The organism is Aulosira sp. FACHB-615 (genome assembly GCF_014698045.1).
Lineage (GTDB): Bacteria > Cyanobacteriota > Cyanobacteriia > Cyanobacteriales > Nostocaceae > Nostoc_B.
Genome location: NZ_JACJSE010000003.1, coordinates 283,675 through 298,124, shown reverse-complemented (window position 1 = coordinate 298,124; position 14,450 = coordinate 283,675). Strand labels below are relative to the sequence as shown.

At 42.1% G+C, this 14,450-nt stretch carries 12 protein-coding genes; 6 read left to right on the top strand and 6 right to left on the bottom strand.

Going from position 1 to position 14,450, the window contains the following annotated elements; genetic code table 11:
* Positions 1 to 205 precede the first annotated feature (205 nt).
* From H6G77_RS06110 to H6G77_RS06085, 6 genes are all read left to right on the top strand, one after another.
* Positions 206 to 1,690 (top strand): amidohydrolase family protein, encoded by a 1,485-nt coding sequence (locus tag H6G77_RS06110; RefSeq protein WP_190871089.1) that lies wholly within the window; start codon positions 206 to 208, stop codon positions 1,688 to 1,690.
* Between the two features lie 177 nt (positions 1,691 to 1,867).
* Positions 1,868 to 3,352 carry an amidohydrolase family protein gene (locus tag H6G77_RS06105; protein ID WP_190590021.1) on the top strand — a complete coding sequence of 495 codons (1,485 nt, stop codon included), beginning with the start codon at positions 1,868 to 1,870 and terminating at the stop codon, positions 3,350 to 3,352.
* Between the two features lie 217 nt (positions 3,353 to 3,569).
* A complete protein-coding gene (locus H6G77_RS06100) occupies positions 3,570 to 4,394 on the top strand; it encodes a class I SAM-dependent methyltransferase (RefSeq protein WP_190590020.1) in 825 nt (274 codons plus the stop codon).
* Positions 4,395 to 4,589: 195 nt separating this feature from the next.
* A complete protein-coding gene (locus tag H6G77_RS06095; RefSeq protein WP_190871088.1) occupies positions 4,590 to 5,687 on the top strand; it encodes an aliphatic sulfonate ABC transporter substrate-binding protein in 1,098 nt (365 codons plus the stop codon).
* 70 nt (positions 5,688 to 5,757) lie between these two features.
* Positions 5,758 to 6,621 carry a TauD/TfdA family dioxygenase gene (locus H6G77_RS06090; protein ID WP_190871087.1) on the top strand — a complete coding sequence of 288 codons (864 nt, stop codon included), beginning with the start codon at positions 5,758 to 5,760 and terminating at the stop codon, positions 6,619 to 6,621.
* Positions 6,622 to 6,793: 172 nt separating this feature from the next.
* A complete protein-coding gene (locus H6G77_RS06085) occupies positions 6,794 to 8,257 on the top strand; it encodes an energy transducer TonB (protein WP_190871086.1) in 1,464 nt (487 codons plus the stop codon).
* A 399-nt stretch (positions 8,258 to 8,656) separates the two neighbouring features.
* Here H6G77_RS06085 and H6G77_RS06080 read toward each other — a convergent pair whose 3' ends face one another.
* From H6G77_RS06080 to H6G77_RS06055, 6 genes are all read right to left on the bottom strand, one after another.
* Positions 8,657 to 9,211 carry a hypothetical protein gene (locus H6G77_RS06080; protein WP_190670335.1) on the bottom strand — a complete coding sequence of 185 codons (555 nt, stop codon included), beginning with the start codon at positions 9,209 to 9,211 and terminating at the stop codon, positions 8,657 to 8,659.
* A gap of 27 nt (positions 9,212 to 9,238) precedes the next feature.
* Entirely contained in the window at positions 9,239 to 10,816 is a 1,578-nt protein-coding gene (locus H6G77_RS06075; RefSeq protein WP_190871085.1) for a TrbI/VirB10 family protein, read from the bottom strand.
* A gap of 24 nt (positions 10,817 to 10,840) precedes the next feature.
* A complete protein-coding gene (locus H6G77_RS06070) occupies positions 10,841 to 11,521 on the bottom strand; it encodes a hypothetical protein (protein ID WP_190590014.1) in 681 nt (226 codons plus the stop codon).
* Positions 11,522 to 11,585: 64 nt separating this feature from the next.
* Complete coding sequence (locus H6G77_RS06065) at positions 11,586 to 12,413, bottom strand: hypothetical protein (RefSeq protein ID WP_190871084.1); 828 nt, start codon at positions 12,411 to 12,413, stop codon at positions 11,586 to 11,588.
* A gap of 128 nt (positions 12,414 to 12,541) precedes the next feature.
* Positions 12,542 to 13,585, bottom strand: a complete 1,044-nt coding sequence (locus H6G77_RS06060) for a hypothetical protein (protein ID WP_190590012.1) — start codon at positions 13,583 to 13,585, stop codon at positions 12,542 to 12,544.
* Positions 13,586 to 13,614: 29 nt separating this feature from the next.
* Entirely contained in the window at positions 13,615 to 14,391 is a 777-nt protein-coding gene (locus tag H6G77_RS06055; RefSeq protein ID WP_190871083.1) for a hypothetical protein, read from the bottom strand.
* Between the last annotated feature and the right edge of the window lie 59 nt (positions 14,392 to 14,450).

Here is a 14,450-nt window from a genome sequence, read left to right as displayed (position 1 = left end):
CTTGCATCATCTCTAGTAGTCCACCAACCCAATATTGCTGTGTAGACCCTGTAAGGGAGCAGGGGAGCAGGGGGGAATGAAGGTACTCTCTCCTCTGCCCCTCTGCCAGCCACCACACAAAGTTCTCTTGGCAGACTACTAGTCTGAGTTAAAAAACATTGCCATCCCCGCCATGTACTGAAAACATATCACCGGGATTATTCCTATGACTATTGCATTAGAGCGGCCGAAAAAAACTAAATCGGCGCAGATTCGGGAAAAATTGGGTTATCCCATCATTGATACAGATGTTCATACCCAAGAATTTCCCCCGGCTTTTTTAGATTATTTAGAGCAAGTTGCTGGAAGCAAAATTGTTGAACGTTTCCAAGACCATTTACCAGGTTCATCTCGTTCTAAATGGTTTAAACAATCTTGGGAAGAACGCCGCGCTTATCGGACTGCACGTCCACCATTTTGGACTCGTCCAACCAATGATGCGCTGAATTTAGCCACTATTAGTTTGCCAAAGTTACTACACGAAAGACTGCAAGAAGCTGGTACAGACTTCGCAGTTGTGTATCCTAACTTGGCAACAATGGCTCCCCACATCGGTAACGAGGAAATGCGGTTGGCTGTTTGTCGGGCGGTGAATACATACCACGCCGACATTTTCCGCCAATATGCCGATCGCCTGACACCGATCGCAGCCATCCCAATGAACACCCCCGAAGAAGCGATCGCTGAATTAGAATATGCTGTCAAAGTCTTAGGATTAAAAGCTATTCAAATCCCCGGACACGTCCGCCGTCCGATTCCCGCCTTTGAGAAGTATGGCCAAGAAGTTGCCAATGAAGCTATTTGGATTGATACCTACGGCTTAGATAGTAAATATGATTACGACCCCTTCTGGGCGAAGTGCGTCGAATTAAAAGTTGTTCCTACCACCCATTCTAGTGGTATGGGCTGGATACAACGTCGCTCCATATCCAACTATCAATACAACCACATTGGACATTTTGCTTCTGCTGGGGAAGCACTCTGTAAAGCTTTGTTCTTCGGTGGTGTGACTCATCGCTTCCCGACCTTGAAATTTGCCTTTTTAGAAGGTGGTTCGGCTTGGGGTGCGAGTCTCTACACTGATTTGATTTGGCACTGGGATACGCGCAATAAAGACCACATGCTGGAATTTAACAACCCGGCCAATGTCAACCGCGAAGAACTCTTAGAGTATTACCTCCGCTACGGTGGCGAACATGTACATGGCCGCTTGGATGGCTTGGGTAGTGGTTTAGGCTTCCACGCTGATTTGGTAGCACCTCATGATCCTGGTGAACTGGATGAGTTTGCTTTAGCAGGAGTGAAGCAGCCAGAAGATATCCGCGATCGCTTCTTAAATAGCTTCTACTTCGGCACAGAATCAGATGATACTCGTGTTGCCCATGCTTTTAACCGAAAGGCGAATCCTTATGGCGATCGCATCAAAGCTTTCTTAGGTTCTGACTCTGGTCACTGGGATGTGCCTGATATTACTGCGGTTGCGGCTAATGCCTATTCTTTTGTCGAACGCGGGATTTTGAACGAAGAAGATTTGCGTTATTTCTTGTCGATTCATCCGTTGGAATTGTACACCAGCCTCAACAGCGATTTCTTCAAGGGAACGGCGGTGGAAACAGCAGCAGAAGAGTATTTGGCAAGTCAATCAGTTTAACGAACCGCAAAGGGCGCATAGACGCGTTAGCGGCTTCCCGCAGGGTAGGGCGCGAAGAAGAGTTTGAGAGAGTTCTTGCATAAATCCCATAACTCTTTGCGCCTTTGCGCCTCTGCGTGAGACAAAAAAATTCTTCTTCTCCAACATCAGTACCAGAAGTCTAATAGGTAAACCATCATGACCATTGCCTTAGAACGTCCACAAAAATCTAGGTCAGCGCAGATTCGGGAAAAGCTGGGTTATCCAGTCATCGATACCGATGTCCATACCCAGGAATTTGAACCAGCAGTCTTAGATTATTTAGAACAAGTTGGTGGAAGTGCGATCGCCGAACGATTCAAGGAACATTTACCAGGGGCTTCCCGCTTTAAGTGGTACAAGCAAAGCTGGGAAGAGCGTTTTGCATATCGCACCAATCGGCCTAACTGGTGGGGTCGTCCTACCAAAAATACTTTAAATCTAGCTACTATCAGCTTGCCGAAGTTACTCCACGAACGGCTGCAAGAATCGGGTACAGATTTTGCTGTCGTCTATCCTAACTTGGCGACGATGGCTCCCAATATTGGCAATGAAGAAATGCGTCGGGCTGTTTGTCGGGCGATTAACATTTACCACGCTGATATTTTCCGTCCCTACGCTGATAGAATCACCCCAATTGCAGCTATCCCAATGCACACGCCCCAAGAGGCGATTGAAGAATTGGAATATGCGGTGAATGTTTTGGGACTAAAAACAATTCAAATTCCTGGTTATGTGCGTCGTCCGATTCCGGCTTTTGAGAAGTATGGCCCGGAAGTAGCCAATGAGGTGGTTTGGATTGATAACTTTGGCTTGGATAGTGAGTATGATTACGATCCATTTTGGGCGAAGTGCGTTGAATTGAAGGTGATACCAACGACTCACGCTTCTAGCCAAGGTTGGACGACTCAACGCTCCGTTACTAACGCCCAGTATAATCACATCAACCACTTTGCGATCGCTGCCGAAGCCCTCTGTAAATCCCTATTCTTTGGTGGTGTTACCCGTCGCTTCCCCTCCTTAAAATTTGCCTTTATGGAAGGTGGTTCAGCTTGGGGTGCTAGTTTATACGCCGATATTATCTGGCATTGGGAAACCCGCAACAAACAGCATTTATTAAGTGGGAATGACCCCAGGTTGGTAGATAAAGAAGCCCTCACCGAATACTATGCGCGTTATGGTGGCGAATTAGTGCATGGTCGGTTGGATCAAATTGGCGATGGTTTGGGATTCCACCATCACTTATTGGCTCCTGAAGACCCAGGTGAACTAGACGAATTTGCACTGGCGGGGATTGAGAAACCAGAAGATGTGCGCGATCGCTTCTTGAATCACTTCTACTTCGGCACAGAATCCGATGATACACGGGTATCACAGGCATTTAACCGAGCAGCCTTACCTTTTGGCAATCGAGTCAAAGCTTTCTTAGGTTCCGATGCTGGTCACTGGGATGTGCCGGATATTACTGCTGTTGTTGCCAATGCTTACGCAATGGTAGAACAAGAAATCATCACAGCAGAAGATTTACGTTATTTCCTCTCCATCCATCCTTTAGAGTTGTACACCAGCCTCAACCGCGACTTTTTCAAAGGTACAGCAGTTGAAAAAGATGCAGAAAAATATTTGCAAAAGTCTGAAGTATGAAGTATGAATTCTGAAATCAATACAACTTCATAAATCAGGTTTTCTGCAATTGATCATGTCAAAAAAATCATGATTAAGAAGTAAAAGTCTGAAGGATAAAAATTTTCCACTTCATACTTCAGACTTCACACTTCAATACAGTTGTCTACTCGTTAACTCTAGGGTGGGCATAATTAAATGTCCATCCTATTTTCCTAACTTGAAAGGAAATTTTATAATGGTACAAGCATTAAAAACCCTTCCTAATTATGACCCAACCTTATTTGAAGGTGCTGCGGAAGGTTACGCTCAGTACAGAACTAAATATCCACCTGAGTTATTTGCTAAATTAACAGAAATATTTAAGCTTAACGGTCAAGGCAGACTTTTAGATTTAGGCTGTGGCCCAGGATTAATTTCTATTCCTTTGCGGACTCAATTTGCCGAAGTAATTGCGATAGATCCTTCTTCAGAAATGTTGCAAGAAGCGCAACGTCAAGCAGCAGCAGAGGGAGCTAATAATATTACTTGGATAGAAAAAGGTGCAGAACTTATTGACTCTAGTTTAGGAATATTTAATTTAGTTACCATCGGTAGAGCTTTTCATTGGATGGAGCGAGAATTAGTATTAGAGAAACTTTATGAGCTACTTGCTGATGATGGTGGCATAGCTCTAATTAATACTAACGAAAACCCTTGGTCAAGTTCTCTTCCTTGGAAACAAGCCGCTATTAGTGTTGTCAAAAAATGGTTAGGTGAAGAACGTCGGACTGGACAAAGGGGACAAGGTGTTCGTAAACCAGTAGATCCACCTCATGAAGTGGTAATTGCTAATTCTGCTTTTGCTCGTCAAGAAGTGTTTGAAGTTCCATTTCAAAAAACTTGGACAGTCTCTAGTTACCTTGGCTATTTATACACTACAGCTTTTGCCTTAAAAATTTTCTTTGGTGATAATGCTCCAGCATTTGAAGCTGATTTACAAGAGACATTATTAGCAGTTGAACCTTCTGGAGAATTTACAGAAGAAATTACAGCTAATATTCATGTGGTTTGGAAGCATTAACCAAGCAAAGTTTCCAAGTAAAAAAAGGTTGATGTCATAGATTTTGATTAATCTGCAACCTTCTAGAATATAAGTTTTTAAAAGTTGCCTCCTAACAGTTGATTGAGTTTTCAGTCCCTCATCGAGTCAATACAGGGTGGGTAATTAATATCCACCCTATTTCTTAATTTTTATCCAGGCATTACTCAGCGAACTATGTCAGTCTCACCCGAAAAATTTAATTTTCTGAAACATCTCAAAATTAACCGTCGTTCTCTACTATTTGTAGCCGGTTATTCTTTAGCATTATCAACGACTCTGTTTAGTTGTAATGCACCATCTAATAATAATCAACCGCAAGCATCTGCACCCAATAATGCCGCACCAACTAACACTAATACTGAAAAAAAAGTGGTGCGAATTGTGCGGTCAAAACAACTTTCAGCACTAGCTGTTTTAGAAAGACAAGGTAATTTAGAAAAAAGATTAGAACCACTAGGTTTTAAAGTAGAATGGCCAGAATTTGCTGCGGGGCCACAACAGTTAGAAGCTTTAAATGCGGGTGGACTTGATATTGCATCAACCGCAGAATCACCACCAGTATTTTCCCAAGCCGCAGGCACACCTCTGGTCTATCTAGGTACTACGCAACCTAGTGGTAAAGCTGTCTCGCTGTTGGTTCCAAGTAATTCTCCTGTGAAATCTATTGCTGACTTGAAAGGTAAAAAAGTGGCTTTTCAAAAAGCCTCAATTGGTCACTATCTTTTAGTTAAAGCCTTAGAATCAAATGGATTAAAATTAAGTGATGTACAGTCTGTTTTCTTACCTCCACCTGATGCTAACGTAGCATTTAGCCAAGGTAAAGTAGATGGTTGGTTTATTTGGGAACCATTTGTAACTAGAGCCGTACAAAAGAAAGTTGGTCGCGTACTTTTAGATGGGGGAAGTTTACGCGATACAGGTAATTTTTACTCAACTACAAGAGAGTTTTATCAAAAACATCCTGATGTCATTAAAGTGTTTTTTGAGGAGCTAGAAAAAGCAGAACTCTGGACTAAGGAGAATCGTGCAGAAGTCGCAAAATTACTAGCTCCAGTGACTCAGCTTGATGCGCCTACCCTAGAAATTATGCACGAAAAGTATGACTATGGCTTGAAACCAATTACCGAACAAGTGATTGCTAAACAGCAAGAAGTTGCAGATAAATGGTTTGCATTAGGTCAAATACCGAAAAAAGTAAATGTGAGAGACGGATTTTTAACTCCTGAAGAATATGCCAAAATCACTCCGGCGGATGTGTTGGCGAAAAAGTGAGAAATAGGGAGTAGGGAGTGGGGAATAGGGGATTTTGTAGAAATTTTTCGTGCAACCGTGAGGAGAGATTATGCCAACATTGACGTTAACAGAAGTAAAAATTACACCAATTGATGCACCTTTGGGTGCGGTAGTGACTGGGTTGGATGCGAGTCAACCTGTTGCACCGGAAGTAATTTTACAACTGAAACAAACTTTGCGCGATCGCCACATTTTAATCTTCAAAAATCAAAAGTTGACTGATGACCAACTGGTGAATTTTGCCTATTATTTTGGCGATTTATATGTTCCGCCCGATGATGTTCCTGTGTTGGCTTCTCAACCAGGTGTCACACCAGTAGTAATTAACGTTTCTAATGTTGATGGTGGTTATACAGGTACGGGAGAATTAGCCTTCCATTCTGACCACCATTGGACTCCGCGTCCTTCTGCTGGTTCGTTGCTTTATGCTTTGGAAGTGCCAAGCCAAGGTGGTGATACTTATTGGTTGAACCTGAATTTGGCTTATGAAACTTTGGATGAAGCAACTAAACGCCGAATTGCAGATTTACAGTTAATTACCTACAATCCATTTTTACGGGAACGTAACGCACCCAAAACCAAATATCGTCTTGACCGCAATATTCCGTTAATTAGTCCTGTTTTCCCCCATCCTTTGGTCAGAACACACCCTGAAAGCAGTAAGAAAATTCTTTATTTGGACTACGCCACAGAAGTTGAAATTGTTGGTTTAGAACCAGAAGAGGGTGCAGAACTCATCGAACAGTTACGAGATCATTTAAATCAACCGCAGTTTTACTACCAACACAAATGGTCTGTCGGCGATATTGTTTATTGGGACAATCAAGCTACCTTACACTACCGTCAAGCTTTTGATGCAAATGAACGCCGCGTGATGAAGCGAGTTAGCCTTGCAGGTAGCCGTCCTTTCTAAATTTGAGTTTCCCAGGTACCGTACCGCGTGATTTTTTTGGAGTAGCACTACCTACTCCAATTTTTTATTTTTCTCTCTCAAATGACATTATTTCTCAAAAATCTTTTAGCTTGATATTTGTCAGAGGTCATTATAAGATGACATAGTTTAGTGATAATAGGTGGCAATAACTATGAGCTTTTCCAGCATTGCTATTGAGCAACGTTCTAAAGAAGCTCAGGCTCTGAAGTTTGTTCTGGGTTACAGTTTGGTGGGTTCTCTGGCGTTGCATGTTGCATTGCTGGGTTCTGGGATAGGTAACTTTTTGGCAAGATTACCTGCTAATGATAGTGAACCAGTAGAATTAGCGATCGTAGAAGCTCCAGCTACTCCAGAATCAGAAATAGAAAAAGCTCCGATAGAAGAAAAAAAGGAGCCGCCTGATCAAGTTGTATCTCAGTCTGAAACTCAGATTCCTGAAAGGTCGCCTGTTATTCCTCAACAACAGTCAGTAGCAATTGCTCCAGTCCAAAAATTTGTTGAAAAGCCTCAAGTTCAGCCTGTTCAACAACAACCCAGACAAACCATCCAATCAGATAAAACTTCAACTTCTGTCAGAACCAATCAGACATCTCCAGGCACTGGCGGCGGTTCTGGTACTACATCTGAATCAACCAGCACTAATAACGGTGGTAGTTCAGGATCAAGTGGTAGTACGGGAATTTTAACTGGGAGTGGTAGTGGTGTTGGTGTTGGTAGTGGCAGTGGTACAGGCACTGGCATTGGTAACGGTAACGGTACAGGCACTGGCACTGGCACCGGGACTGGGAGTGGCAGTGGTACAGGCACGGGAACTGGTAACGGTAACGGTACTGGTACAAGCAATCCTAATCCAGTAGCTGTTGCTCCCAGTCAGCCAAAAATTGAAGCACCAGCGCCACCATCGACCAATCGTAGTAGCGGTAATGGCCGTGCCGCCTGCCGTCAGTGCGATAACAAGTATCCCGAACAAGCCAGACGCAGAGGTATTGAAGGCAAGGTAGAGGTTGCAGTTGATACTGATGCTAAAGGTAATGTTACTAATGTGAGATTAACTCGTTCGAGTGGTAATCGAGAGTTAGATGAAGCCCACCTGAGACAAGCTCGTGATTGGAAGTTAAAGCCAAGTGAAAGTGGTAGACAAGGCGTATCAATTGCTACAGATTATGCAATTCGTGGCTCCCGGAGATATCGAGAAGCCCAAGAACGTAAGCGACAAAGACAAGCAAGAGAAACCGAACAAAGAAATCAAGCGACAGCTACTGCTAATCAAAGTACAACCAGCGAAACTACTAGACGTAGGCGGCGTTTAACTTCTGGAACTATTGTTGATGTTCCCCCAGAAAGAAGAACAATCAGAGAAGCAGCCGCTACATCCGAAAGTACTCCGTTGCGTCGTCGGTTGCGCCCACGTACTGAAACTCCTGCGCCAGCATCACGTCCGAGTCAAGCAACAACATCTAGTGGTGAAAATAACGCGCCAAGGGTGCGCCGCCGTCGTCGTCCAGATTCTGCTACTACATCTGATAGTGCTAGTAAGTTGCGGAATGCGCTGCGTCGTTCTCGACCATCATCAGAGTCTGCGCCTGCTGCTGCGCCTGGGGAGTCTAAGCAATAGAAAGGGGTTAGGGGCTAGGGGCTAGATTTTGATAAGTGTCTGGCCTCTACATGATTGACTTGCTATTGTTAGCTCAATACGGTTCAGTTAAGGTGATGAGAGTTGATTTCTGTAAGCAAGATTTGGGGGATTCTCCACGCCACATGCTTCAAGTCGGCAAAGCCGCCCAACGCAGTGGCTCCCCAAGCCCCCGATTGGGTGACGGTTGCGTCCCCCAAACCCCCTCCAAAACTACTTTTTCGTTTTTTGTTAAGTTATAGCAGTCGCCAAGTTGGTTAGGACATCGATAAATCATAAAACTTAGACACCACAAAGCTTTTCACCCTGTTACCTGCCCCCTGCCATATCATTTGCTGGTTTTGTTGTAATTTTGTTTTTTTATCTGAACCGTGTTGGTTTTTAGCGTGGATATCTGAGACAAGGCGATTTGTTATCGGTGGTGGCTTCATCACCATAAATTGCCAAGGTATGATATCCGGGGTCAGAATCTGTATACAGTACGCGAAATGTGTACAGTTTACTTTTGCCCTGCCCTTCAGTAATTACAGTTAACAGTGTTTTATCTGTGTTGGGAAGTCCAGGAATTTTTAATTTGGGAATGCGTCGCATTTGGATGACATTGGCGGCAGAGTTTTTACAATCTCCAGAATTAAAATTTTGGTTTTGTCCGAATTGGGTACAAACTGGCCCATCAAAGTCTATGGTTACTTGTGATGGGTCATTTAACCAGACTTTTTTAATTGTTTCACCAGCAGGTAAAAAGCTTAAATTTGTACCTTGGACATAAGATACGGTAATAGTTGGTTCTATACCACTTAAGCCTTGTGCTTGACAAGAAAGCATAGAACGCAAAACGGTATTTTGAGCAATAGCACGGCCAGCTAATAATATCACTCCAGTGGAAACAATTAAGGAGGCCAGAGAGAAGAAAGGAGGAAATTTGGCATTTTTCATGACTGCGATCGCTAAACTAAGTCAAAATTAAAACTGTAACTGTTGATTGACGTAGACTTCCACTTCTTTACCCGCAGAGATAAACCACACATTGGTTTGTTGAGTTAATTGGGCAATTGCTTGCTGGTTTCGTTGGGAAATTTGGGGAATGACAGAGTTAAAGCCACCTTCTAATACCCCAGCTGCAATGTTACGTCTGGGATTAGTGTTACTTACAATCGTACCTGTAGCAGTTGTTGTGACTACTTGAGCCTCTGTACGGTTAAATAACTCTGCGGCTTTACCAATACCGCCCAAGACAAATAACCCTAAATCCATACTTGCGATCGCACCACTGGCATTAGGAAATTTATTTGCGATTAACGGTCTACCTCTCACACCACGAATAATAATCGCATTTTTGGGCAAGGTTGTTTCTGTTAAAACACCGTCTTTTTGCGAGACAATTTTGGTCACATTCAACTGCAACAAACCTTGATCAGACAGAGATTTAATTTCAGCTAATAACTCAGTTTTTGCGGGAATCGCAACTTGACCGTCGATGGATTTTAAAGGTTGTTTTAATTGAATGACAAAGACATTTTTATCATCATCATCATCATCTCTGGCGTTACCTCTGGTTCTGGTAGTTTCACCAAAAATCGCTGTAGCAACTACGGCTTTAGTACTAGTACCAACTGCTACTGTCTTCGGCCCTTGAGTTTGGGTTGTACCAATTCCAGGACTTGTTTGAGGTTGTGGTTGGGTTTGGGGTGGTGTGACTTCTGGTGGCGTAACTCTATCGTTATTGTCAACTGGGGGAACTTGACTAATATTTACTCCCGATGTTCCAGTGGTGGAAACTTGACCGTAACTGCCTAATTTAGCTAACTTTGCCCATTCTTGTAGCGGATCTGGTGGCGCAGGTGGAGTTGTCACAACTGCTTGTGGTGGTGGTGGAATGTCTGGAACTGAGCGAGTTTCGGGGATAAAAGGTGGAACAACAGCAGGTCTGGCTAGAGGTGGATTAACTTGACGTGGAACATACACTACCTGGGCTGGCGCTTGGACTGCTGGGCGGACATTTCTGGCTGTACGGCTCGGTCTACTATCTACTGATGCAACCAATCTGGCTGGATTTCGCAAGCTTTGTTGGGATGCAGCGACTTCATCAGCTTGTTCGGATAGGGCTAATTTGGTTTTTAAATCTTCGATTTGTTGTTGTAAGTCTTGCTGGCGGGGTGCTGTATTGGCTGCGGCTGGGGTGGGAACGGAAACAGGACGAGTTGCCGATTTTTGACCACCGCTCATAATTTGCGATAAAAAGCCACCAGCTAACAAAACTACTACTAAGGTGGCAGAGCCGACTAAAGTTAATTTAGCAAAAGGATTTGATGATAGGGGTTGGGTGGTTTTAACTTCTTGTGGTTCTTCGATTAAAGCTTCGGGAATGTCTGGTTCTTCGGTGGCTTCGACATTCACCGTTTTTGATTCATCTTCAAAACCTACCAATCTGGCAATTTTTGATTCCCAATCAGAAGATTCTGCGTGTTTTTGCGAATCGGAATGAGAGCGATTTGTTAGCCCTTGGGGGTTAAGTTCTGAAGAAATGGAATATGAAGTCATGGTATATGGCTTTGGTAATAATGTTTAAGAACAATTTTTGTCTTTTATGTCACATATATTGTAAATTTGTAGCCTTGCTTCGCCAAGACGGTAAGCAGCAAAATCCCAGGATAGGGGTTTGTCTGGTAATGATGCTAAGGGTTCATCAACAACTTGGACGAGAATTTGTTTATTAAAAGGACTGGACACTCCTAGTTTGTCATAATTTGTAAAACTTAATTGGTGAGCATACATTTCTACTTTCCAGGTTCCTTCTGTGATTTTGGTAGGTTGGGAAATACTATCAATCACTAATACATATTCACTACCTTTATTAATAGTTTGAAATTGTGAACCTGATTTTAAACTGGTGATTTCTAAGAGTAATTTTTGTTTAATGTTATTGGATACCATCTGAGAACTAATATCCCAGGCTGTTTGCGGTGGTTGTTGTTCCGACCAAGTGAGCATCAGGCTTATGGTTTCGCCAACAAACCGCCGAATGGTTTCGGGATATCTTTCAACGCTGGGTTTAGGATCTACTGTTACAGCTTGACCATCTATTAGTTGTACCAAACTTTGGGGCGTTAGTTGTTGTTTCAGAGCTTGTAACATTGACCCATGAAACATTAATAGCAGTAAGGCAAATATATTTAACCCAAAGGTAGCGACGGCAAATAAGGGGAGAATATTGCTTTTTTTATTTTCGGTTTTGAGGATTTGCATGAATAATATTTTTGTGGGAGTGGGGAGTAGGGAGTGGAGAATGGGGTTTAATTATTGCTAAAATTTATCTGAGAAAATTACTGTTTGATTTATTATTGAGACATTGCTTGGTTTGGTCGTCTGGGGAATTATATTCGTCTATTAAACATAAGTTCCGAATTTCATAAATTTCTAATTTATCTGTGCGGGTGCTGTATATGGCTTTTTGTAAGTCTGTGCTGTTTTCATTCAAGGGATAGGGAAAATAATCAACTGCACGGACTAATAAATCTTTATTAAATGCTGTAACTTTGCGGCGATTATCGGAACGTTTGGTTTGTACTAAGTCTGCTACCATGCTGACACGCCATTTACCAGGGGAAATTTTTTGGGGTGGATAAAGGCGCTTAATGACTAATTGAGCAGTAATGCTTTGGCTGGAGTTGTTAGCAAAAACTTCTGGGGGTGTAAGTTCCGCGATCGCACTTAACAAACCTTTACGAAAGTCTTCGGAAATTGCAAAACTCGCTATCCAAGTGCTAGTGGTGACGTTTCTGTTACCACCTTTGAGAGTTCGCACTTGAATTCCTGGGTCTGGTTTAGGTTTGGCGACTTCTTCAATATTTTGGGGTGGTAAGTTTCCCGACCAGTTAAACATAGCCGTCATGGTTTTACTGACAAATTGGCTGATGCTTTCCGTGTCTCGTTCTAACTCATCAGTGGCTGTGGGTGTCTTACCATCAATCATCTGCACAAAGTTAGGTGGTTTTCTCAGACTCAGTTGCCGGATATTTAAACCTTGAATAATAAATAAAATTAACACTAAGATTTGCAAACTGAAAGTGGCGATCGCAAAAGTTGTCAATACACTTCCTGTTTGTTTGGCTTGTCTTTTTTTAAGTAAATTGACCATACGATCTAGGGAGTAGGGAGTAGGGAATGGTGAGTAGGGGAAGAAAGTCTGTCTTTAAATTGCTGAAAACCTTACTATAAGAGTTTCTCCATTTCATACTTCAGACTTCACACTTCAGACTTTTTTTGCTATATTCTATTCCTCACTAAACTTTCAGTATTATTAATCGCGCTGAAAACTGCGAACCCTCCAGCCGCAGCTAAAAACAACGATAATAACGGCGCTAAAATTCCCAAAAAGATAATAAACCACATTAAATCAGGACTAGCGTTAATATCTTGTCCTGGGCCATTGATAATCACTGCGGATGTTAATGCAGCCACAATATTAAAAGAAATTTTGGCAATTCCCGCCGCTAAAAATCCGGTAATCCAAGCGAAAACAGGTTTACCAGCTACAGGTAATAATGAAGCCCCGACTGCTATGGGGCCTAAAGCTGCTATCAGCAACATCGTAGCTTCTAGCAAATTTTGAAAAGCATATTGTAATGAAATTAAAAAGTTTTTAATAGTTGTTTGTCCTGTATTGCCTAACAGCGCGTTAAATGCTGCGTCGGTGATAATTCCTGTACCGAATTTAATTTGATTAACTTGATTTTCTAATCTATCTATCCAAGTTCGATTACCGTATCTATTTCTATATTCTTGCCAGAGGTCATCAATTTGTTCAGTGGCTTTATTTAAACATTGAGTTTGTTGTTCACCAGTCAGTGCTTGACAAGGACGCAGTAGGGAACCTGCAACTTCTTCCGCCACACTCATACTAATGGCTTGCTGATAAGTTTGTTCAGCATCGGCGGTGGTGACTACTTGTTGATTTACCGTATTAATAAAATTCCGCACACCCAAAGTCAAATTAGAAAGTGCGCTACCATTGCCAGGATTACTTAATAAAACTACCACTACAAATGGCCAAATTAACCCAGATATTGGGCGAGAATATTCACTGTAAATGACATCTTTTAGCCACTGCACCATAAAAAATAACAGTGTCCCAACAGCAAAAAATACACCTAAATTGGTGATGGCTCCATATAAGTTATTACTAGTGTCATTTTGTAATAAATTCACCCATTGATTATCCCAGCTTTCAGCGATACTTTTAGCTGTTGTTGCTCCATTTTCTAGAGTATCTGTAATACCGGGAAAAACCTGTGCAAGATAAAGCTGCATTTTAAATCACATTGTTTGATGATGAATGATTATGGTTCGCGTCCAAATAAATCTGTTTGTGAAGCAGTTCTTAAAAGTCTTGCTGCTTCTGTCGCTGAATCAACTCGCCGAGCGCGGTTGGCTTCTTCAACTTGCTGAGAAATATTCGCTAAATTTAAATTAGTGTATTGTATTGACTGATTTGTTTGGATGGTTTGAGCAAGATTTTCCGCGTTAATTTTTGCTTGTTCTTGGAGAATTTTAACAGTTGTATCTTGTTGGATACTCGATTGACACAAGCTTTGATTGGCAACATTTACAGCGCCGGCTGAACCTGTTATCTTACATACCTGGTCTTTCAAATCATCCAGAAAACTATCAGCATCTTCAATAGTCTGGGCAATAGTTTCAATACTTCTTTCTGTATCTTCTAATTTAGTTTTTAGGCGTACTTGTCCTTCTCTACCCAGCACCCCAACTACAGCCCCGCGAGTAACTACGCGATTAACTTCATTACTCACGCCTGCGCCATTGACTGCGGAATTATTTTCATATCTTCCTGAGATGGAGTTGATAATAATATCGCTGCGTACTTGTTTACCTGCTGAAACTGGATCAGGTAAATTCAATTCACCACTATAATTACTCAGCGCACCTTGAGTTCTAATATCTAGTGGTCTAAAAGTTTCATTGACATTACTTCTGAGATAGTTTTGTAAATCTACCGAATAATATTGAAAATCAGTCCAAACTTTGCCGAGTTGTGCCATTGCTGGTAAAATTAATAAGCTAGAAAAGAATAATGTGAATAAAGTTGTTTTCCGCATAAGTTTCAATTGTCATTTGTTAATTGTCATTTGTCATTTGTAGTTTCTTACAAATGATT

Excerpts from the sequence above, each read along its gene's own strand:
- H6G77_RS06075 (WP_190871085.1), bottom strand. The coding sequence starts at position 10,816 with ATGACTTCATATTCCATTTCTTCAGAACTTAACCCCCAAGGGCTAACA.
- H6G77_RS06055 (WP_190871083.1), bottom strand. The coding sequence starts at position 14,391 with ATGCGGAAAACAACTTTATTCACATTATTCTTTTCTAGCTTATTAATT.
- H6G77_RS06060 (WP_190590012.1), bottom strand. The coding sequence starts at position 13,585 with ATGCAGCTTTATCTTGCACAGGTTTTTCCCGGTATTACAGATACTCTA.
- H6G77_RS06090 (WP_190871087.1), top strand. The coding sequence starts at position 5,758 with ATGCCAACATTGACGTTAACAGAAGTAAAAATTACACCAATTGATGCA.
- H6G77_RS06070 (WP_190590014.1), bottom strand. The coding sequence starts at position 11,521 with ATGCAAATCCTCAAAACCGAAAATAAAAAAAGCAATATTCTCCCCTTA.
- H6G77_RS06065 (WP_190871084.1), bottom strand. The coding sequence starts at position 12,413 with ATGGTCAATTTACTTAAAAAAAGACAAGCCAAACAAACAGGAAGTGTA.
- H6G77_RS06095 (WP_190871088.1), top strand. The coding sequence starts at position 4,590 with ATGTCAGTCTCACCCGAAAAATTTAATTTTCTGAAACATCTCAAAATT.
- H6G77_RS06110 (WP_190871089.1), top strand. The coding sequence starts at position 206 with ATGACTATTGCATTAGAGCGGCCGAAAAAAACTAAATCGGCGCAGATT.
- H6G77_RS06100 (WP_190590020.1), top strand. The coding sequence starts at position 3,570 with ATGGTACAAGCATTAAAAACCCTTCCTAATTATGACCCAACCTTATTT.
- H6G77_RS06080 (WP_190670335.1), bottom strand. The coding sequence starts at position 9,211 with ATGAAAAATGCCAAATTTCCTCCTTTCTTCTCTCTGGCCTCCTTAATT.
- H6G77_RS06085 (WP_190871086.1), top strand. The coding sequence starts at position 6,794 with ATGAGCTTTTCCAGCATTGCTATTGAGCAACGTTCTAAAGAAGCTCAG.
- H6G77_RS06105 (WP_190590021.1), top strand. The coding sequence starts at position 1,868 with ATGACCATTGCCTTAGAACGTCCACAAAAATCTAGGTCAGCGCAGATT.